This is a genomic window from Clostridium estertheticum, from assembly GCF_026650985.1.
Lineage (GTDB): Bacteria > Bacillota > Clostridia > Clostridiales > Clostridiaceae > Clostridium_AD > Clostridium_AD estertheticum_C.
Genome location: NZ_CP086239.1, coordinates 1,328,517 through 1,349,260 on the forward strand (window position 1 = coordinate 1,328,517; position 20,744 = coordinate 1,349,260).

Sequence of the window (20,744 nt, forward strand, 5' to 3'; positions counted from 1 at the left end):
TATATTATGAGTACAAGGGAATTGACGTGCATAGGCTGTCCAGTAGGTTGTGCTCTTACAGTAGAACTTAAGGGCAAAGAAGTTATAAGTGTATCCGGAAATAATTGTAAGATTGGTGAGACTTACGGTAAGAAAGAGTGTACTAATCCTACAAGAATTGTCACTTCATCTGTTTTTGTTTCTGGAGGAAACGCTAAAGTAGTTCCTGTAAAAACTGAGAGTGACATACCAAAGAATTTAATGTTTGATTGTGTAAAAGCATTAAAAGGTATTGTAATGAAAGCGCCTGTTCATATAGGTGATGTTGTTCTCGAAAATGTAGTTAATACAGGGGTAAATATTATAGCCACTAAGAATATTTACGTGGTATAATATTATTATCATTACAATATATTAGTATTATATTAATGAAAGATTCACGATATTATTCAATATAATATCGTGGTTTTTATAAATCCCAAGTAAACGGTTACCAAATTAAATTGATGAGGGGTGTAAAAATTATGGCTCAGTATGTAATTGCACTAGACCAAGGAACAACAAGTTCAAGATGTATTTTGTTTAACAAAGAAGGACTAATTGTAAGTGTAGCTCAAAAAGAATTTACACAAATATTTCCTAAAGCAGGTTGGGTTGAACATGATCCTATGGAAATTTGGGCTACTCAATTAGGTGTAGCACAAGAAGCTATGGCCAAAATTGGTGTAACAGCAAAAGATATTTCTGCCATTGGTATAACTAATCAAAGAGAAACTACAGTAGTTTGGAATAAACACACTGGTGTTCCCGTGTATAACGCAATTGTTTGGCAATGTAGAAGAACAGCTGGTATATGTGATGAATTAAAAACTACAGGCTTTGATAAAGTAGTAAGAGACAAAACTGGACTCATACTTGATGCTTATTTTTCTGGAACTAAAGTTAAATGGATACTAGATAATGTTGCTGGTGCAAGGGAAGAAGCAAACAAAGGTAATTTAATATTCGGTACTATTGATACATGGTTGATTTGGAAATTAACAAACGGAAAGGTTCATGTAACCGATTATACAAATGCTTCTAGAACAATGTTATTCAACATTCATGAATTGAAATGGGACGATGAAATACTTAAAACTTTAGATATACCAAAATCAATGCTTGCAGACGTTAAACCCTCAAGTTATTGTTATGGATATACTGACAGTTCAATATTTGGCTCTCCAATAGCAATAGCTGGTGCTGCAGGAGATCAACAAGCAGCATTATTTGGACAAACTTGTTATGAGGCTGGAACAGCTAAAAATACTTATGGTACTGGTTGTTTCCTATTAATGAACACTGGTGAAAAAGCAGTTGAATCACATAATGGTTTACTTACAACTATAGCTTATGGTATTGATGGTAAAGTTAACTATGCTCTCGAGGGAAGTGTATTTGTTGCAGGAGCTGCCATTCAATGGTTAAGAGACGAATTAAGGATGATTAAGAGTTCACCTGAATCAGAAGAATATGCTACCGCTGTTGAAGATACAGATGGTGTATATATGGTACCTGCCTTTGTTGGACTTGGAGCACCATATTGGGATCCGTATGCAAGAGGAACAATTGTTGGTTTAACTCGTGGAACTAAGAAGGAACACTTTATAAGAGCAGCACTTGAATCCTTAGCTTATCAGACAAATGATGTATTAAAAGCTATGCAAGAGGATTCTGGCATTACACTTACATCCTTAAAGGTAGATGGTGGTGCATGTGCTAATAACTTCTTAATGCAGTTTCAATCAGATATATTAGACGTTCAAGTTGATAGACCAGAAGTTATTGAAACAACAGCTTTAGGTGCTGCATATTTAGCAGGCCTTGCAGTTGGATATTGGAAGAGTCAAGAAGAAATTTCAAAAAATTGGGCACTTTCTAGATCTTTCCATTCAAAAATGGAAGAAGAAAAGAGAGTTAAACTTTTAAAAGGATGGCATAAGGCTGTCGGTAGATCTAGAGACTGGGAAGAATAAAAAAATGTATTTAGCAGAAGTAGAATGCATAATGCATTTTACTTCTGAAATAAATAATATATAGGGGGATAATATTATGTTACCATATTATGCAGAGTTTTTCGGAACAGCGTTACTAATTCTTCTTGGTGATGGCGTAGTTGCAAATGTAGTTTTAGATGAAACAAATGGACATGATGGTGGATTAATAGTTATAGCTTTTGGTTGGGCATTCGCAGTCGGTATACCAGCTTACATCTTTGGAACAGCTAGTGGAGCTTCATTTAATCCTGCACTTACTATAGCGCTCGCTGCTATTGGTAGTTTATCATGGTCAGTAGTACCTGGTTATATCGTAGCTGAGCTGCTTGGAGGAATAGTCGGTGGAGTTCTAGTTTGGCTTATGTATTACCCTCATTGGGCAATTACAGACAACAAAGCAGGAAAACTCGCTGTATTCTGTACAGCACCTAGAATTAAATGTACTCCTGCAAACTTTTTATCAGAATTTATAGGAACTTTCGTATTAGTATTTGCGTTACTAGGGGTTGCTCAAACAAAATCATCTCCTGGATTTGGACCACTTATTGCCGCATTTGTAATTTTAGTAATCGGTTTATGTTTAGGCGGTCCAACTGGATATGCTATTAACCCTGCAAGGGATTTAGGACCAAGAATAGCTCATGCAATATTACCAATAGCTGGTAAAGGCGATTCTAATTGGGGATATGCATGGATACCAGTAGTAGCTCCAATTTGTGGTGCTCTTGCTGGAGCATTCGCAGTCGTTGCTATGTTTGGTTAACTTCATTTTAAAATAAAAGTCGTAATAATAACTTATTAATTAATGAAATAAAAACATCCAATTATAATATTGGATGTTTTTATTTGCTTGTAAATACTAATTTTAAATATCTACTCTCTTTTGCTTTTTATTGCATATCTTTCCACGTCTTTTTTCTAGTTCAGCTACAACAGCATCTATTTTTATACCCTTTTCCACCATAAGTACTAATGTGTGGTAAAATAAATCTGATATTTCTCCAACAGTCTCATTATCGTCATCGTTTTTGCTACTAATTATTACTTCCGCACTTTCTTCTCCTACTTTTTTAAGAATTTTATCAATTCCTTCTTCAAACAGATAACTAGTGTATGACCCTTCTATAGGGCTAGTTTTTCTTTCCTCAATTATCTTATAAAGTTCCTGTACTACATTAGTTTCACCCATTTTACAATTCTCCTTTTATATTTATTTTAAAGCATTAATTGTTATTGCTTTTTCAGTTATGATTTTTGCTTCCAGATTTCTCTGTAAAAACAAGTTTTATTTCCAGTATGGCAAGCTGCTCCCACTTGCTTTACTTTAATAAGAATTGTATCTCCATCACAATCGAAATTTATACTTTTTACATATTGAAAATGCCCTGACGTTTCTCCCTTGTTCCACAACTTATTTCTTGATCTACTAAAAAACCAAGTCGTTCCAGTTTCCATTGTTTTTTTAAAAGACTCCTCGTTCATATATGCAAGCATTAAAACTTCTCCACTACATTGTTCCTGAATAATTGCAGGTATTAACCCATTATTAAATTGAATTTCTTTTATATTATCCATAATAACCACCACATTTCTTTATTTGCCTAAATTCTAATTTCTACCTCTTTATGTTTAAGATACTCTTTTACTTCTCTAATGGAAAGCTCCTTGTAATGAAACAAAGAAGCCGCAAGTGCAGCATCTGCTCCACTTTTTTCAAAAACTTCATAAAAGTCCTCTATTTTACCACATCCACCTGATGCAACTACAGGGATGTTTACAATATCCGTTATTGCATTTATAAACTCTATATCATACCCTTGCTTTGTTCCATCTGCATCCATACTTGTTAAAAGTATTTCACCTGCGCCTAGTTCTTCAACTTCTTTTGCCCATTTAACTGCATCGAGTCCCGTATTTATTCTTCCGCCATTTATAACTACATGCCATCCTATATTATTCTCATTTTTCTTTCCATCTATTGCAACCACAACGCATTGACTTCCATATTTTGATGCTGCCTGTGTTATAAGTTTAGGATTACGAATTGCAGCAGAGTTTATAGATATTTTATCAGCTCCTGCTCTAAGTATTTCCTTAAAGTCCTCTATACTTTTAATTCCTCCCCCTACAGTGAGTGGAATAAATACTTTCTCAGCAGTCCTTTTTATAACATCTATCATTGTTTTTCTTCCCTCATGAGTAGCTGTTATATCTAAAAATACAATTTCATCTGCACCTTCGCTGTTGTAGAACTCTGCAATTTCAACAGGATCTCCTACGTCAGTTAAGTTCACAAAGTTTATTCCTTTCATTACTCTCCCATTAGTTACATCAAGACAAGGAATTATTCTTTTAGTAAGCATCGACTAAGCCCTCCCCGCAAGTATCGCTTCTTCAAGCGATATATTTCCACTGTAAAGTGCTTTTCCTATAATTGCTCCATATATATTCATTTCCTTAAGCTTCTTTATATCATCAATGTTTTTCATGCCACCAGATGCAATAATATCACAAGAAACCTGATCATTGATTTTTCCAGTTGCCTCAAAATTAGGCCCAGTCAAAGTTCCATCACGACTTATGTCAGTAAAGATTATAGTTTTTATACCTATATTCTCCATTTGCTTTGCAAAATCTATATAGTCAACTTTACTACTTTTTTGCCAACCTTCTACTGCTACAAAACCATCTCTTGCGTCTATTCCAATTGCAATTTTATCTCCAAATTTTTTAACTGCTTCTTTTACAAGTGACGGATTGCTTAAAGCTGCAGTACCCAGTATAACTCTACTTAATCCCTTGCTAATTAACATATCTATAGTATCTATTCTTCTAATACCACCGCCAAGTTGTATAGGTATTTTCAAATCATTTATAATTTTATTTATACTATTTAAATTTTCAATAGATCCTCTTAATGCTCCATCTAGATCTACCATATGCAAATATTCTGCTCCCTTATTCATAAAGTTTAAAGCAGTTTGTAGTGGATCTTCCCCTACAACTTTCGCTGACATAAATTCGCCTTGAAAAAGTCTAACACATTTTCCACTTTTTAAATCTATTGCTGGAAATATTTTCATTACACTACCTCCGCGAAGTTTTTAAGTAATTTCATCCCAAAATCTCCACTTTTCTCTGGATGAAACTGCATACCAAATATATTGCCCTTACTTACAATTGCAGGTATTTTTTTCTCATACATACTATATGCATTTACAATACCTTCTTCACAATTTAGTGCATAATAAGAATGTACAAAATATACATACTGATTTTCTTCTATACCTCTAAGTAATGGAGAGTCATTTTCAAAGGATAAACTATTCCATCCCATGTGTGGAATTTTTATAGAACCCTCGAGTCTTATGATGTTTCCTTTTAATAATCCTAGTCCAGCGCATTTTTCAACCTCACAACTTTCCTCAAAGAAAAGTTGCATACCAAGGCATATGCCAAGTATTGGTTTTCCTTCTTTAGCAGCCTGTTTAATTACATCATCTATTCCTGACTCCTTCATATTTTTCATTGCATCTGGAAAAGCACCTACTCCAGGAACAATAATGCTTCTACACTTTGATATTTCCTCAGCATTTGATGATATTATTGATGATATATTCAAAGAATTAAGTGCATTTTGAACACTATTTAAATTTCCAACACCATAATCAACTATCGCTATCATAGTTTTCCTCCTTATAAAGATCCTTTTGTAGACATAACCCCTTTTATCCTTTTATCATATGTTAAAGCTTCACTTAATGCTTTTCCAAAAGCTTTGAATAAGCCTTCCACCATATGATGGTTGTTTTTTCCATAAATTATTCTTGCATGAAGCGTTATTCCACTATTCATAGCTAAAGCCCTAAAAAATTCTTCCACCATTTCTGTATCAAAATCTCCAATTTTATCTACTGTAAAATCAGCATCGAACACAAGGTAAGGTCTACCACTTAAATCTAGTGACACTGTAGCCAATGTTTCATCCATAGGTACAAAACTAGTTCCATACCGTTTTATCCCCTCTTTGCCCTTAAGTGCATCCTTAATCGCAAGTCCAAGCACTATCCCTACATCTTCAATAGTATGATGAGAATCTACAAATAAATCTCCCACAGCTTTAACGTATAAATCTAGAAGTCCATGTTTTGCAAAAAGGTTTAACATATGATCAAAGAAACCTATACCTGTATCGCCCTCAAAATTTCCAGCTCCATCTAAATTTATACGTACCTCAATATTAGTTTCATTACTTTTTCTTGATATTTTTGCTTCTCTTTGAATCATATACCTCGCTCCTTTGGAAATATTAATTGAATTTAAATAATGTTTTTTAATAAACAGTTATTTTCTTCTCTACTTCCTATTGTTATTCTCAAACAGTTTACTAATTTCCCTGAAGTAAAGCAACGCACATTTATACTTTGTTTTAAAAGCTTTTCTTTAGTTTCTAAAGCATTTGGAACCTCAACTAGTATAAAATTTGCTTTAGCTTTATGAAGTCTTATTTCATTAATACAATTCAATTTTTCCCATAAGTAAACTCTCTCTGCAAGTATGTTTTTAACATTGTTATATATTATTTCTGGTTTTTTTAATACAACACATGCTATACCTTGAGTAATAGCATTCACATTATAAGGTGGTTTTACTTTTTTAAGTTCGGCCATTAGAATCTTATTCGTAATCATGAATCCTAGCCTGATAGCTGCAAGCCCAATTTTCGAACAAGTCCTAAGTACAATTAAATTCTCATGAAAATCTATTTTATCTAAGATACTCTCGCCATAAAATTCAAAATATGCCTCGTCAATTACTACAACACATTTGCACCCTTCTATTATTTTAATAATATCCTCTCTTTTAATAATATTACCAGTAGGATTATTAGGGTTAGATAAAAATACGATCTTAACCTTTTCACTATTAGCCATAGAAATAAAACCATCTACGTCTAATTCTAATGCAGGTCCTAGTGGAAATTCAATTGGAATTCCTCCTGCAACCTTGGTATATAATCCATACATGGAGAAATCAGGACTTTGCATTGCTACTTTATCCCCAGCATTTAAAAATGTATGAGCGATTATTTGAATGCACTCATCTGAACCATTTCCAGCCATTACGTTTATACCTTTAACATTAGCATATTTAGCATAAAGATCACATACCTCGAGTGACTCTGGGTCTGGATACCTATTATAAATGGAATTCTCTATTACCGTACCTATTTCTTTTCTAGTTTCAAAATCAAGGTTATTAAAACTTTCATTGGCGTTTAATCTTACTTTATAATCAGTTTTACCTGCACTATATGATTCAAAATCACTTAAATCTTCTCTAAAAAAATCTTGTACCATTATTTAAACCTCACTTTAATAGAATTTCCATGAGCTGTAAGCCCTTCAACATCTGATAGTTTTATTATCTTGTCCTTAACTTCGCTTAGTGCTTCCTTAGTATAATATATATAACTTGATTTTTTGATGAAATCATCTACCGATAATGGTGAAAAGAATCTTGCAGTTCCACTTGTTGGAAGAACATGATTAGGTCCTGCTATATAATCTCCTAGTGGTTCTGGAGCATACTCACCTAAAAATATGGAACCTGCATTTTTTATATCACCCAAATAATTAAATGGGTCACGAACCATTACTTCAAGATGCTCAGGTGCAATGTCATTTGCAAGTTCTATAGCTTCCTTTATATTTTTAGTTATTAAGATAACTCCGTATTTTTCTAAAGATTCCTTAATGATTTTACACCTGCTCATATCTTTTATCTGTATTTCTAGCTCTTTAACTACCCTATTTGCAAGGTCCCTTGAAGTAGTTATAAGCATAGCTGACGCAAGAACATCATGTTCTGCTTGAGACATTAAATCCGCTGCAATGAAGTGTTCATTTGCAAACTCATCTGCAATAATTAAGATTTCACTGGGGCCTGCAATCATATCTATGGCAACAGATCCAAACACACTCTTTTTGGCCATAGCCACATAAATATTTCCTGGTCCTACTATTTTATCTACTTTAGATATTTTTTCTGTCCCATATGCAAGTCCGGCAATCGCCTGTGCACCACCCATTTTGTAAATCTTATCAACGCCAGCTATATCTGCTGCAACTAGAATATGAGGATTCACAGTTCCATCATTAAGTGGTGGTGTTACCATCACTAGATTTTCAACACCTGCAACCTTTGCTGGAATTGCATTCATAATAACAGATGAAGGGTAAGATGCCGTGCCACCAGGCACATATATCCCAACACTTTCAAGTCCTCTTAAAGTTTGGCCTAAAATAGCACCCTTTTCCTTTGTCATCATCCAAGCATTTCTTTTTTGTTTTTCGTGAAATTCCTTAACATTTATTTTTGCTAGTGTTATAGCATCTAAAAAATCTTGGTCAACCATTTTATATGCATTTTTAATTTCTGTATCTGTTACAACAAAATTTTTAGAAGTAACAAATTTACTATCAAATTTCTGAGTGTATTCAATTATAGCATCATCGCCTCTAGTTCTTACGTCTGCTAAAATTTTATCTACTATGATATTTACATCTTTTTGAACATCTTCCGTTCTTTTTTTTAAAAACTTCATATATTCTTTTCCATCAGTGCTATTTGCCTCTGTAATTTTTATCATTTTATCATCGCCTCATTTTTATCTACATATTGTTGAACCTTAAATATTAAAGTACCTATTTCATCCTTTTTCATCTTCATACTAGCTCTATTTACTATCATTCTTGCACTAATATCACATATTTTTTCTATAATAATCAATCCGTTTTCACGAAGAGTATCTCCTGTTTCAACCAAATCCACAATTGCATCTGATAATTCAAGGATTGGAGCAAGTTCCACTGACCCATCTAATTTAATAATTTCAACATCTTCATTATTTTTTTTGAAATATTCTTTTGCAACTGTTGGGTATTTAGTAGCTATTTTTTTACGATTATATCCATCATAACTTTTAAAACTTGGTAATGCTGCAACTGCAAACATACATTTTCCAACCTTTAAATCTACTACTTCATAAAATTCTTTATTTTGCTCCATTAAAGTATCTTTACCAACAATTCCAATATCTGCTGCGCCATGTTCTACATAGGTTAAAACATCCGTAGATTTAACTAAAACAAATTCTATATTGTTTTTTACATCCTTAAGAATTAATTTTCTTCCCTTATTTTTAAGATCTGTACAGTCTATTCCTATATCTTCAAACATAGAAATAGCATACTTTTCTAATCTTCCTTTTGTTAATGCTATACGTATTGCTTTCATAGTTATTCCCCCAAAATATTAATATACATATCTAAACCATTAATAAATTTCTCAGTACTTGTCTTAAAGCTTTTTTTACTTTTAGTATCTATTAATTCAATTTTGTTCCCTTCTAATATACAAATCATTTTATCTATTCCCTTTATCTGCGCATAAATCAGAGTTTTTTCTTTTTCTTCAAATAAACTTAATTCAGTACTAAGACCTTTGGCTCTAATTTGCTCTGCAAACTTATATGCACATGCTACTAAAGTATTTTCAAAATAAATCATGAATTTTTCATTGACCTTCTCATTATCATTACCTTGCTTTGAAAGAACAGACTGAATATTGTCCACATCTATGGCGAACCCAACTGCTGGCATTGATGCACCAAATTTTGATATTAGGTTATCATATCTTCCTCCACTAATTATTGTCGTTCCTACTTCACTACTATATCCTCTAAATGTTATCCCAGTATAATAATCAATATGCTGTACCATTCCTAAATCAATAGAAATATATTCACCAAATCCTACGCTTACTATACGCTCATAAATTTTTTCTATAGTATCGAGTGCTGCAAGTGCTCTCGTATTTTGAGTTAACATTCTTGCAGCGCCAAGTATTTCAATCCCACCAAACAGTTCTGGCAATTTTTTCAAAGCTTCTATATTTTCTATACCAAATGTTGCTTCCTTATCATCTATAAATTCTCTTAATGCTCCAAAGTTCTTATTTTCAACAAGACCCCTTAATCTTTCCATTTCTTCATAATCAAGATCTATATCTTCAATAAGGCCCTTGAAAAACTCGGCTTGACCAATTTCAAGTTCGAATTTTTTTACTCCTATAGCAATTAATGATGAAATAGCAGTTATAATTACTTCTGCATCTGATTTTGGACTTTCACTTCCTATTATTTCAATTCCAGATTGGGTCATTTCACTAACCTTTCCATTCCAGTTTTCATTTATTCTAAATATATTACCGCTATAACATATTCGAAGCGGATATGCTGAATCCCGAAGCTTTGTGGCAGCAATTCTGGCTATCGGCATAGTCATATCTGGTCTTAACACTAATATTCTTCCTGCATTATCAAAAAGCTTATACATTTTTTCTTGCTCAATTGATACGTCATCACCCTGAAAAACATCATAAAATTCCAGTGTTGGAGATATTACTTCTAAATAACCAGTACTTATATACAAGTTTCTAAGTGTATCTATAATCTTAATTTTATTATTACAATCCTCGAAAAGTATATCTCTTGAACCTTCTGGTATATGTCTTTTCCAATTATTCATAATTTCACTCCTTCAATTACACTTTATTACTTTATCACTTTAACGCTTCATCTTGTTAAAATATTACCATCTTTCTATAGGTAAGTCAACCTTTAATTTTTTAAAATTTCTATAAGTTCTAAAAATTATAACAATTGATTTTTATATATTAAATTATTTCTTTAATTAAAAATCGTTCTTATGGCAATTATATCATTCACCCACTATTCATTCTACTTTTTTTACGAAACTCTCATACATTGTAAAAAAAATTTTCCTACAATATAAGATCAAGTTATTGATATTTGAAATTTATTGTGCTATTATTCATAAAGTCATTATTATTCAAGATAATACATAATTATAAATTTTAATAAAGAAGTTTCAAACATAATATATTATTTTACTAAAAAGGAGCTGTTACGGTGTGACAAAAGGTGTTTTCGTTCAATTGTTAAATATTTGTAAGAGTTTTAATCAAGATGACCCTATCATTAAAAACTTAGACCTTGACATACATCAAGGTGAATTTCTAACCCTACTCGGACCAAGTGGTTGTGGAAAAACGACTACCTTAAGAATGATTGCTGGTTTTGAATTGCCTACAAGTGGCGAAATTATAATTGATGGAGAAAATATTACGCAAAAGCCACCTTACATTAGGTGTGTTAACACAGTATTTCAAAACTATGCGTTATTTCCTCATATGAATATCTATGATAATATAGCCTTTGGTCTTAAAATGAAGAAAATGACGAAGAGTGAAATAAAAGACAATGTAAATAAGATGTTAAAAATGGTTCAACTTGAAGGTTTTGAAAATAGAATGCCCTCTATGCTAAGTGGTGGACAAATGCAACGTGTTGCTATAGCAAGAGCAATCGTAAACAAACCAAAAGTTCTTCTTTTAGATGAGCCCCTAGGTGCACTTGATTTAAAGCTCCGCAAACAAATGCAATTGGAACTTAAGCATCTTCAAAAAATTCTTGGAATAACATTTGTTTTCGTGACCCATGATCAAGAAGAGGCACTAACAATGTCCGACCGAATCGTTGTTATGAACAGTGGTGTTATTGAGCAAATTGGTACACCAGAAGAACTTTATGAGCACCCTAGAACTAAATTTGTAGCTACATTTTTAGGAGAAACAAATATCTTAGAAGGTGAGATTATTAAATTAAAGGAGAATGAAGTTTTGCTTAAGCTTTATGAAGAAGAAGATATAATTAGAATACCTAACCATAATTATAATCTAGGTGATAAATTTATAGTTTCTGTTAGACCTGAGAGGATTAAAATAAAAGAAACCGTTGAAGAAGGCGACGTTTGGTTAATTTGTAAATTCAAGGAAAGAATTTATGTAGGTTCAACCATTAAAGTTATTATGCTTCTTAAAGATAATAAAGAAATTATAGTTAATGAGCCAATAGGACAAAATTTTGTATTTTTAAATGAGACAAACAATTATTTTGTAACATGGAATCCTAATCATACTATAGTTATTAAGGAATAAAGGAAGTTGAGACATGAAAAATAAGAAATCAAGAAATTCCATAAAAAAATATTTATCATTACATCTAAAATATTTAACAACAATTTCCCCTGCTCTTATATGGCTGATAGTATTTTTTGTTATGCCACTTTTATTTATAGTTGTTGTAAGTTTTTCTACTAGAGGCGAAGTTGGTAACATCATATATAAATTTACGTTAGAAAACTATATAAGGCTTTTAGACCCTCTTTATATTAATATTTTTCTAAAATCAATCCTGATAGCTACATATACTACTATGTTATGTTTGATTTTCGGATATCCTTTTGCATACATAATAGCAAATTTGAATAAAAAATTTAAGCCACTATTACTTTTACTAATAATACTCCCATTTTGGACTAACTCATTAGTTAGGACCTATGCAATAATAGTGTTACTTAAAACAGAAGGAATAATAAATACATTACTATTACACTTTCATATAATAAATATACCTCTTAATTTAATGTATAACAATTTTGCGGTTATGATTGGTATGTTATACATGATGTTTCCATTTATGGTTCTACCGCTATATACTTCCATAGAAAAACTTGACAAGAGAATATTAGATGCTGCATCTGATCTTGGGGCAGGTCCGTTTTATAAATTCATCAAAATTATTCTTCCACTTACCAAAGGTGGGATTGTATCAGGTTCTATTTTAGTTTTTATTCCTACTCTTGGACTTTTCTTTGTAACTGACCTTATGGGAGGTAGTAAGGTAATCCTTATGAGTAATCTAATCAAAAATCAATTCCTTACTGCAAGAGATTGGCCCTTCGGTTCTGCTATATCAGTTATTTTAATAATTGTTATGTTATCTGTTATTTTATATAGTACAAAACTAACTGGAACTAAAGGAACTAAGGAGGTATTATAAAGATGAAAAGCAAAAAAACAAATTCACTGAAATTTTTATATTTAATTCTAATATTTATGTTTATATATATACCTATTATAGTACTTATCGGATTTTCCTTTAACCAGTCAAAATTAAATGTAGTTTGGACCGGTTTCACATTTAAATGGTATGGTAGTCTACTCCATAATGCGGGCATATTAGATGCTGTTAAGAACTCATTTATTATAGCTATAATTAGTACAATAATTTCTGTGATTATAGGAACTTTAGCCGCCATTGGAACGTATAGATATAAATTTCGCGCTAAAAAATTAGTTGACGCAATACTTTATGTGCCTTTAGTTATACCTGAAATAGTTATGGGTATATCCTTGCTTGCTTTTTTCTCCATAGCAAAGATCCCTTTAGGTAGAGTGTCTTTAATTATTGCCCATGTTACTTTCAGCATAGCTTATGTAGTCGCGGTGGTAAAAACTAGACTTGACGGCTTCGATAGGTCTGTTGAAGAAGTTGCTATGGATCTTTACGCTACACCTATAAAAACCTTTTTTAATATAACTCTACCAATTATTATGCCAGGTGTTATTGCAGGAGCATTACTTGCCTTTACTTTATCGCTTGATGATGTAATAATTAGTTTTTTTGTAGCTGGACCTGGTAGTGTTACTTTGCCTCTTAAAGTATTTTCTATGGTAAAGTTTGGCGTTACGCCTGAAATTAACGCCCTATCTACCATACTAATATTTTTAACCATTATTATAATTTGTTTTGCACTTTTAATTCGAAATGTAAATATAAATATGAAAAAGATTGGAGCTATAGTAACCTCAATTTTGATTGTATTTGGAAGTATTGGTGGTGGAATATTCACTTATGCTAACCACAATGCGCAGCCTGAGGAAGTTTTAAATGTTTTTAACTGGTCTGAATATTTACCACAGTCCGTTATAGATAAATTTGAACAAACCTATAATATTAAAGTAAATTATAGTACTTTTTCATCAAATGAAGAAATGCTAGCAAAACTTATGGCAGGTGGTGGAAATTATGATTTAACAGTAGCTAGTGACTTTATGGTTGAAATATTAAGTAAACAAGAACTTATAACACCGATAAATAAAAGTAGTTTAACAAATTTAAGCAATATTGGACCTCAATATTTAAACTTACCCTTTGATCGTGGTAATAAATATAGTGTTCCTTATATGTGGCTTGCAGGTGTAATCTCCTATGATAGTTCAAAAATCCCTGAGGGCACAATAAAGGGCTATAAGGATCTTTGGAAACCAGAGTTTAAAAATTCTTTAACTGTACTTGATGATGAAAGAGTTATAATTGGAATGACACTTAAGATGCTTGGGTATCCACTAAATGAAACTAGCCCAGCAGCTCTTCAAAAAGCAAAAGATGCACTTATAAAACTTCAGCCTAATATAAAATCTTATGATAGTGATAGTCCCAAAACAAGCCTTATAAATGGCGAGTCAAAAGCAATGTTCGCCTGGGGAGCAGAAGGAAATCTAGCACGCCTTGAAAACCCAAATATAAAATACGTAATCCCAAAGGAAGGGCTATTTCTTCAACAAGATAACTTTGTAATTCCAAAAGCTGCAAAAAATGTTAAAGCGGCGCAGCTTTTTATAAATTTTATAATGCAGCCTGAAATAAGTGCTGAGATTTCTCATAAGTTCCCTTACGGAAATCCTAATGTAGCAGCATACAAATATATAGATAAAAAAATACTAGATGATAAAGCAGTTTATCCGCCTAAAGAAATTGTAAAAAAGGGTGAATACTTAAAGGATATAGGAAAATCAGTAACAGATTTAGATAAGATATGGACGGAAGTTAAATAAGCAAAGTGGCTAGGATTTTATTAAATCCTAGCCACTTTATTTTATTTAACATTTTCTAAGCGAAATTATAACCTTCCATGTTGTCTGTATATAATTTTTTTCAAGGGATAAACTATTATTATATTTAGTGAAAAATATACTATAAAGGTGATATATATGAAAAATGAAAGTATAAACTCTAAAATAAATAATATGATAAATATCTTAGGACCATCAGCTCCTATTAAAGTCAAAAATATAGCAATTGGCAAAAATCCATCAATACAAGGCGCTATTATATATATTGATGGTCTAGTAGACAAAAATGTCATTAATAGGGATATTCTTAATCCATTAATGCTTCAAATACAAATTTCCATAACATTAGATAACAATACATCCAGATTTTTGTGTAGTAATTACATTACTGCAGAATGTTCTTTTATCAAAGATAATACTACTCAAGTTTCTAAAGAGATTAAAAATGGCAATACTTTATTTATTATTGAAAATATAGAAGATTACATTATAATTGATACAACTGGTGGCGAAATCAGAAAAATATCTGATCCAACCAATGAAATATCACTTAGGGGATCCAGAGATGGATTTGTGGAAAACCTAGAAGTTAATATAAGTCTGCTCCGTAGGAAAATAAAAGATTCAAACCTTTCCATTGAAAAATTTGTTGTTGGAAGACGGACACAAACTGATTTAGCCTTAGTTTATATTAAAGATTTAGTTGATACTGAGGTTCTAGATGAACTAAAAAAAAGAATAAATGCAGTAAACGTAGATTCTATTACTGGAATAGGGATATTACTTGAATTTATAGATGAGAATCCATACAGTATTTTTCCAATGGCTTTGGCCACAGAGAGACCAGATAGAGTAACCGCAAATATTATGGAAGGAAGAATTGCTTTGATTTTAAATGGCACACCTTTTGTGGTAACATTACCCTCTGTATTTATTGAATTTTTTCACACTGTTGAAGATTATAACGAAAAAACAATATCTGCAAATTTTATAAGACTTCTTAGAATTTTAACAGTTTTATTAGTAATTACACTTCCTTCCGTTTATTTAACGTTAATCAAGTATAATGCTGAACTCATACCCGTTCAATTTGTTATCCCTATAGTACAATCTAGAATAGGAATATCTCTTACCCCATTTATGGAAATACTTATACTGGAACTACTTATGGAAATCTTAAGAGAAGGAGGATTAAGGCTTCCCTCTAAAATAGCACAAACTGTAAGTATAGTTGGAGGCATTATTATAGGAAATGCCATAGTAGAATCAAAGATGGTAAGTCCTACTACTTTGCTTGTAGTTGGTATCACGGTTGTTGCATCTTTTGTAGTACCCGCTGTTGATATGTCTCTCTCTATAAGGCTTCTAAGATTTCCAATGTTATTTTTAGCAAATGCTATGGGTATAATGGGGATTGCTACAGGCTTTACTTTTCTTATCATTCATTTATCCTCCTTGGAGAATTTTGGTGTTCCATATATGGACTTTAAAAAAGATGATTTAAAGGATACATTTACGAGAGCACAATTATGGAAAATGAATGCTCGTCCATCAATAGTCTCAGGCCAGAATAATAAAAGACAAAATAATTTCAGATATAAATTTAGGAGAAAAAAAGATGAATAAAAAGAATAAACTAATAACCTCTACTGAGCTTTTTTTCATCTTGGTTGGCTGTATCGTAGGTATAGGGGTCACTAGTCTACCTGCAGACGTAGTAAGCATTGCAAAACAGGATGGGTGGATTTCTACCATTATAGGTGGGATATATCCATTATATATTGTTCTAATCGGAGGAATAATAATAAGAAAATATCCTGGTAGTAATATAATGAATTTAAGCAAAGCATTTTTCGGAAAAATAATAGGTAATTTTTTAAATTTATTATTTATGCTCCAGTTTTTATTCTATGCAGTATTAGTTACTTCTGGTGCAAGTAATCTATTAAGAGCGTATAGTATGTATTTTATTCCACATTTTAAGATGGTTATACTTTTCGCAACTATTGCTTGTTATGCTTCAATTAAAGGCTTAAAAGTATTAGCCAGATTTACTACTATAACATTTTTTTTAATATGTCTTATAATAGTGGCATCCACAGTAACCTTTAAGTCCTCTAGTATTTTAAATGTAAAACCTTTTTTTGGAGCAGGTCTCCCTAAAATTTTAGAAGGAAGCGTGAAATCTGCTTTTGCTTATGCAAATATGGAATTACTATTAATAGTATATCCATATGTTCAGCAAAAAAAAGATATATTAAAAGCTGCTTTATTGAGCACTTTTGTAATAATTTTTTTTCATACCTGGGTAGTTTTTACATCTATTTATTTTTCTGGACCTGATTTAATACCAAAAGAAATATGGCCATTTTCCTTCGTAGCTGAGTCCTTTAAAATACCTGTGATAAATAATTTTAGATATATAAACATAATTATATTGGCTATTATGGCATATAAAACCATATCCATTCAATTTTATGCCTCAACTAAAATATTAAATAATATTACAAAAATAAAAAGAAAAACAATTTGCTTTTTATTATTACCAATTATTTTTGTTTTTCCAATGTTAATTGGAAATGAAGTAATCAGAAAAGAAATTTTGGGCAAAGCTATGCCTTGGATAACCTTATATAACATTGCTTATGTGACCATAATTGCATTATTAACTCTTTTAATAGATAAGAGAAAACTTAATCATATTGAAAAAATTAACCCGTAATTATACTAACTTCTATTTCATATATACTTTATAAAAAAAGGAGGAAACCCTGTAAATGAAAAGATATAGTTTATTAATAATATCTTTTTCATGTATAATTATATATATCATATTTAATTCAAGTGAAGGCAGCGTTCCTATAGAGGATATAGGTATTTCTTCAGGAGTATCATTGGACCTCACAACAAATCGTCCGTTAAATGAATATAACATTGTTTCAAGTATATATAATTTCAATAAAAAAGATGAAATTTCAAGTGAAATATTAGAGGGTACCGGTAAAAACATTCCTGATTCCAGGTCAACCAGGCAAACTATCAGTGGTAAATTATACTTTCTTGGATTACAGAAAGTATTTATTTTTAGTGAAGCTTTCGCAACCTCTGGGATAAACCACCTTATTGATATATTGATGACGAATCAAGAAATGAATGATGCTGCATGGATTGTTGTCTGTAAGGATAAGGCCATTGATATGTTAAAATTTAAAGTTAATGATGCTCCCACTTCAGCAGATCATATTAACGATATGGTAGAAAGCTCTAAAAACCAAAATTTCATGTCTAAAGACTATAAAGTTGTTGATATGTATGTAAGAGTAAATTCAGAGGGGCGAGATTTAGTTATTCCTTACCTAGAAATACTAAACAAAAAAATTACAATAAGCGGCATGGCCGTTTTTAATAAAGACAAAATGGTAACAAAAATACCAATGGAAGACGCCAGATATATGAATTTTTTAAGGAACAATAAAGTTAAAGGAATACTAACACTTCAAAAAGATTCATCACATTGGATATCAACTTATGGGGAAGTGAAAAGAAAGGTACACTGTGAAAAAATCAATGGTAAATATAAATTTAATATTGATATAGAATTTAAAGGTAAGGTAGCAAATAATACTTTGTATAATGATTTTATGAATAATCCCAAAACCGTAGAAAAGTACAGTCATGAATTAGAAGAAGAAACAAAAAAAAGGTGTAATAAATTTATATATAAAATGCAAAATCAATATAAAACAGACTGCCTAGAACTTGGTCGTGATGCTGCAGCTGCTTTTGGGCGAAATCCTAAAATTGATTGGAATGACGTTGTTTGTAATTCAGATATCACAGTTAATGTAACTGTTAAGGTTGATAGTCTTGGAAGAGGTGAATTTTTATATAAAAACAAATAAACGATATAGCTTTAAACTAAAAAACTATAAATTCAAGGATTTACCTATGTTCATATACTTTAATCGGTTAAATTTTCAATAAAAGATTGACTTTTATTAAAATTGTGTATAGTATCTATAGTGAAATAAAAAACTTCTACCCACTTTTGGAAATTGGCTAGAAGTTTTTTGATGTTTATCAATTTAAGGGAGGCAAATAATGGCTACAAATAGAAGTGTTAAAGGTAATTTTAATTATAACAATATAGAAAAAACGGGAAAAAACTTTATGTATAAAAATCTTGAAAGAAGCAATTGTTATAATAGTGATTTTTCAGATTCGAATTTTAATTATGTTAACTTTAGAGGAGCTCACTTTAAATCATGTGTTTTTCTTGAATGTACATTTAAATGTGCCGAATTTATTGGAACAAATCTAAAAGACAGCGATTTTCAAAATACTGTATTTGAAAATACTTTATTTGATTCTACAAATTTAGATGGAGCAGATTTTAAAGATGCGGAATTTAAAAACACTATATTTTTGTTAACCGATGTTCATAAAGCTAAAAATCTAAGCCTTAAAAATCCGGAAATAAGAATTTTTGATGAAATACCAGAATTAGAAATTAGTGATGATCTTCGTTTCGCAATTTTAAAAGTAATGAAAAACAAATATGTAAAAGCTGCAAGAGTCCTTGATACAAAAAATGGTGATATTAATATAATAAATATAATGATATTACTAGAAAACTTTGATGAAGAAACTTTGATTAAAGGATTAAATCTTGTTAGTGATGATTTAAATTGTGATTTTCATACATTAAGTTACATAATTAAATATTTAAAAAATAATATGTAATTACGTATTAAAACAAATTTTTTTAAAATAAACTATATTATAATGACATCTAAGCGAGTAAGGAGTACATAAGATGAATGGGCGGTCACATCAAAAGATAGCAATGTTATCATACGCAATAGTAGCTACAGTACCCATAATTAATTCAATGGCAATATTCAATAATAGATATATTCATGTTCCAATGGGAATAAGCCTTATAGGTCTTGGCACTGCATGTCTTTCAGGATTGCTTGTAGATGCTGATAGTCAAAACAGTAAGATAAACCATATGAACCCACTTACAGGTACAAGTAATAAAGTAACCCACGACATAGAAAAGTTGTTAAAGTTATTATTAAGATTGCTTTTGGGTGTTGGGCTATGTGCACTAATCATATGGAATTCCAAAACTATTATAGCGCAGTTATCAAGAATAAAATTTATAGGTGAATATGCAAAAATATGTACATATTTTATGTCTTTTATTTTTTTACTTATAGGTATTACTAATGAGCGAATTTACAAAAATATCCCTGTAATTGGTTTCGTTTATAAGAAATTATCAAATATAATAAGTAAGGGATCAAATAATTTCAAAAGAACAACCATGTTCTTAACATATATCGGTTCGAGTCTTATATTAGCGCTTTACAATGTCACTAATTTGAACGATAGTTCTATTTATCTTATTTGTATCTTATTAATATGTATCGCAATATTCCCTCACAGAACATTTTTGCACTCAATAGAGGGGGTTATTGTTTTTACTATTTCAGCATCATATGTGTTTAATAAATTAGGATACGAGTATTTAACAGGCTGTTTTTTTGTTGGGTATATAAGCCATATCTATTGGGCTGATATATTTACAAAAGAAGGCGTACCAATACTGTCAACACCACGGTTTATTGCTGAATTATTAAAAAAAATAGGAATTCACAATAAATTTGTTTATATACTAGAAAAAATAGGAAGATTTAAATTAAAATTGCCACCACATATCACCACAGGTTCTGATGCTGGGAATCTATTTGAAGTGATATATATTATAATATTATTTATTGTATTTGTAGTGAGTTTCAATGTTTATGGTGGTAATTTCAGAGTAATCTAAACAAAACATCAGTATTTAATAAAGAACTAGTGTCAGTATTAAAAAGC

At 31.1% G+C, this 20,744-nt stretch carries 21 protein-coding genes; 11 read left to right on the forward strand and 10 right to left on the reverse strand.

Features of this window, described 5'->3' with window-relative positions; genetic code table 11:
* The first annotated feature begins 6 nt into the window (after positions 1–6).
* From LL038_RS06705 to LL038_RS06715, 3 genes are all read left to right on the forward strand, one after another.
* Positions 7–372: a DUF1667 domain-containing protein gene (locus tag LL038_RS06705; protein ID WP_216126135.1), complete on the forward strand. Its 366-nt coding sequence runs from the start codon at positions 7–9 to the stop codon at positions 370–372.
* Between the two features lie 131 nt (positions 373–503).
* On the forward strand, positions 504–1,994 hold the full coding sequence (gene glpK / locus LL038_RS06710) for a glycerol kinase GlpK (RefSeq protein WP_216126137.1): 1,491 nt from the start codon (positions 504–506) through the stop codon (positions 1,992–1,994).
* A 76-nt stretch (positions 1,995–2,070) separates the two neighbouring features.
* The gene (locus LL038_RS06715; RefSeq protein WP_216126138.1) at positions 2,071–2,778 is read left to right on the forward strand and encodes an MIP/aquaporin family protein; all 708 of its coding nucleotides are present in this window, start codon (positions 2,071–2,073) and stop codon (positions 2,776–2,778) included.
* 102 nt (positions 2,779–2,880) lie between these two features.
* Here LL038_RS06715 and hisE read toward each other — a convergent pair whose 3' ends face one another.
* The 10 genes from hisE to LL038_RS06765 are packed head-to-tail and all read right to left on the reverse strand — an operon-like array spanning position 2,881 to position 10,606.
* Complete coding sequence (gene hisE, locus LL038_RS06720; protein WP_216126139.1) at positions 2,881–3,204, reverse strand: phosphoribosyl-ATP diphosphatase; 324 nt, start codon at positions 3,202–3,204, stop codon at positions 2,881–2,883.
* Between the two features lie 56 nt (positions 3,205–3,260).
* Entirely contained in the window at positions 3,261–3,590 is a 330-nt protein-coding gene (gene hisI, locus LL038_RS06725) for a phosphoribosyl-AMP cyclohydrolase (protein WP_216126140.1), read from the reverse strand.
* A gap of 26 nt (positions 3,591–3,616) precedes the next feature.
* On the reverse strand, positions 3,617–4,378 hold the full coding sequence (gene hisF / locus LL038_RS06730) for an imidazole glycerol phosphate synthase subunit HisF (protein WP_216126141.1): 762 nt from the start codon (positions 4,376–4,378) through the stop codon (positions 3,617–3,619).
* A 3-nt stretch (positions 4,379–4,381) separates the two neighbouring features.
* Positions 4,382–5,098, reverse strand: a complete 717-nt coding sequence (gene hisA, locus LL038_RS06735) for a 1-(5-phosphoribosyl)-5-[(5-phosphoribosylamino)methylideneamino]imidazole-4-carboxamide isomerase (protein ID WP_216126142.1) — start codon at positions 5,096–5,098, stop codon at positions 4,382–4,384.
* Positions 5,098–5,700 (reverse strand): imidazole glycerol phosphate synthase subunit HisH, encoded by a 603-nt coding sequence (hisH, locus tag LL038_RS06740; RefSeq protein WP_216126144.1) that lies wholly within the window; start codon positions 5,698–5,700, stop codon positions 5,098–5,100. The genes hisA and hisH overlap by 1 nt, the downstream gene beginning before the upstream one ends.
* Before the next feature lie 11 nt (positions 5,701–5,711).
* Complete coding sequence (hisB, locus tag LL038_RS06745) at positions 5,712–6,302, reverse strand: imidazoleglycerol-phosphate dehydratase HisB (RefSeq protein ID WP_216126147.1); 591 nt, start codon at positions 6,300–6,302, stop codon at positions 5,712–5,714.
* Between the two features lie 32 nt (positions 6,303–6,334).
* Entirely contained in the window at positions 6,335–7,375 is a 1,041-nt protein-coding gene (hisC, locus tag LL038_RS06750) for a histidinol-phosphate transaminase (RefSeq protein ID WP_216126149.1), read from the reverse strand.
* Positions 7,375–8,667 (reverse strand): histidinol dehydrogenase, encoded by a 1,293-nt coding sequence (gene hisD / locus LL038_RS06755; RefSeq protein WP_216126151.1) that lies wholly within the window; start codon positions 8,665–8,667, stop codon positions 7,375–7,377. The genes hisC and hisD overlap by 1 nt, the downstream gene beginning before the upstream one ends.
* Entirely contained in the window at positions 8,664–9,314 is a 651-nt protein-coding gene (gene hisG, locus LL038_RS06760) for an ATP phosphoribosyltransferase (RefSeq protein ID WP_216126153.1), read from the reverse strand. Before hisG ends, hisD begins: the two co-directional genes overlap by 4 nt.
* Before the next feature lie 2 nt (positions 9,315–9,316).
* A complete protein-coding gene (locus LL038_RS06765; protein WP_216126155.1) occupies positions 9,317–10,606 on the reverse strand; it encodes an ATP phosphoribosyltransferase regulatory subunit in 1,290 nt (429 codons plus the stop codon).
* Positions 10,607–11,012: 406 nt separating this feature from the next.
* On the opposite strand from LL038_RS06765, the gene LL038_RS06770 reads away from it, so the two are divergent.
* From LL038_RS06770 to LL038_RS06805, 8 genes are all read left to right on the forward strand, one after another.
* Complete coding sequence (locus LL038_RS06770; RefSeq protein WP_216126157.1) at positions 11,013–12,098, forward strand: ABC transporter ATP-binding protein; 1,086 nt, start codon at positions 11,013–11,015, stop codon at positions 12,096–12,098.
* 13 nt (positions 12,099–12,111) lie between these two features.
* Positions 12,112–13,002: an ABC transporter permease gene (locus LL038_RS06775; protein ID WP_216126159.1), complete on the forward strand. Its 891-nt coding sequence runs from the start codon at positions 12,112–12,114 to the stop codon at positions 13,000–13,002.
* Between the two features lie 2 nt (positions 13,003–13,004).
* Complete coding sequence (locus LL038_RS06780) at positions 13,005–14,840, forward strand: extracellular solute-binding protein (protein ID WP_216126162.1); 1,836 nt, start codon at positions 13,005–13,007, stop codon at positions 14,838–14,840.
* Positions 14,841–14,996: 156 nt separating this feature from the next.
* Entirely contained in the window at positions 14,997–16,484 is a 1,488-nt protein-coding gene (locus LL038_RS06785; RefSeq protein WP_216126165.1) for a spore germination protein, read from the forward strand.
* A complete protein-coding gene (locus LL038_RS06790; protein WP_216126168.1) occupies positions 16,477–17,580 on the forward strand; it encodes a GerAB/ArcD/ProY family transporter in 1,104 nt (367 codons plus the stop codon). The genes LL038_RS06785 and LL038_RS06790 overlap by 8 nt, the downstream gene beginning before the upstream one ends.
* A 55-nt stretch (positions 17,581–17,635) precedes the next feature.
* Positions 17,636–18,760: a Ger(x)C family spore germination protein gene (locus LL038_RS06795; protein ID WP_216126171.1), complete on the forward strand. Its 1,125-nt coding sequence runs from the start codon at positions 17,636–17,638 to the stop codon at positions 18,758–18,760.
* Between the two features lie 199 nt (positions 18,761–18,959).
* Entirely contained in the window at positions 18,960–19,601 is a 642-nt protein-coding gene (locus tag LL038_RS06800) for a pentapeptide repeat-containing protein (protein ID WP_216126174.1), read from the forward strand.
* 73 nt (positions 19,602–19,674) lie between these two features.
* Positions 19,675–20,697, forward strand: a complete 1,023-nt coding sequence (locus LL038_RS06805) for a metal-dependent hydrolase (protein ID WP_216126177.1) — start codon at positions 19,675–19,677, stop codon at positions 20,695–20,697.
* Positions 20,698–20,744 lie beyond the last annotated feature (47 nt).

What these genes read in the sequence shown, in the direction of transcription:
- LL038_RS06705 (WP_216126135.1), top strand. Translation starts at nt 7, where the DNA reads ATGAGTACAAGGGAATTGACGTGCATAGGCTGTCCAGTAGGTTGTGCT.
- glpK (WP_216126137.1), top strand. Translation starts at nt 504, where the DNA reads ATGGCTCAGTATGTAATTGCACTAGACCAAGGAACAACAAGTTCAAGA.
- LL038_RS06715 (WP_216126138.1), top strand. Translation starts at nt 2,071, where the DNA reads ATGTTACCATATTATGCAGAGTTTTTCGGAACAGCGTTACTAATTCTT.
- hisE (WP_216126139.1), bottom strand. Translation starts at nt 3,204, where the DNA reads ATGGGTGAAACTAATGTAGTACAGGAACTTTATAAGATAATTGAGGAA.
- hisI (WP_216126140.1), bottom strand. Translation starts at nt 3,590, where the DNA reads ATGGATAATATAAAAGAAATTCAATTTAATAATGGGTTAATACCTGCA.
- hisF (WP_216126141.1), bottom strand. Translation starts at nt 4,378, where the DNA reads ATGCTTACTAAAAGAATAATTCCTTGTCTTGATGTAACTAATGGGAGA.
- hisA (WP_216126142.1), bottom strand. Translation starts at nt 5,098, where the DNA reads ATGAAAATATTTCCAGCAATAGATTTAAAAAGTGGAAAATGTGTTAGA.
- hisH (WP_216126144.1), bottom strand. Translation starts at nt 5,700, where the DNA reads ATGATAGCGATAGTTGATTATGGTGTTGGAAATTTAAATAGTGTTCAA.
- hisB (WP_216126147.1), bottom strand. Translation starts at nt 6,302, where the DNA reads ATGATTCAAAGAGAAGCAAAAATATCAAGAAAAAGTAATGAAACTAAT.
- hisC (WP_216126149.1), bottom strand. Translation starts at nt 7,375, where the DNA reads ATGGTACAAGATTTTTTTAGAGAAGATTTAAGTGATTTTGAATCATAT.
- hisD (WP_216126151.1), bottom strand. Translation starts at nt 8,667, where the DNA reads ATGATAAAAATTACAGAGGCAAATAGCACTGATGGAAAAGAATATATG.
- hisG (WP_216126153.1), bottom strand. Translation starts at nt 9,314, where the DNA reads ATGAAAGCAATACGTATAGCATTAACAAAAGGAAGATTAGAAAAGTAT.
- LL038_RS06765 (WP_216126155.1), bottom strand. Translation starts at nt 10,606, where the DNA reads ATGAATAATTGGAAAAGACATATACCAGAAGGTTCAAGAGATATACTT.
- LL038_RS06775 (WP_216126159.1), top strand. Translation starts at nt 12,112, where the DNA reads ATGAAAAATAAGAAATCAAGAAATTCCATAAAAAAATATTTATCATTA.
- LL038_RS06780 (WP_216126162.1), top strand. Translation starts at nt 13,005, where the DNA reads ATGAAAAGCAAAAAAACAAATTCACTGAAATTTTTATATTTAATTCTA.
- LL038_RS06785 (WP_216126165.1), top strand. Translation starts at nt 14,997, where the DNA reads ATGAAAAATGAAAGTATAAACTCTAAAATAAATAATATGATAAATATC.
- LL038_RS06790 (WP_216126168.1), top strand. Translation starts at nt 16,477, where the DNA reads ATGAATAAAAAGAATAAACTAATAACCTCTACTGAGCTTTTTTTCATC.
- LL038_RS06795 (WP_216126171.1), top strand. Translation starts at nt 17,636, where the DNA reads ATGAAAAGATATAGTTTATTAATAATATCTTTTTCATGTATAATTATA.
- LL038_RS06800 (WP_216126174.1), top strand. Translation starts at nt 18,960, where the DNA reads ATGGCTACAAATAGAAGTGTTAAAGGTAATTTTAATTATAACAATATA.
- LL038_RS06805 (WP_216126177.1), top strand. Translation starts at nt 19,675, where the DNA reads ATGAATGGGCGGTCACATCAAAAGATAGCAATGTTATCATACGCAATA.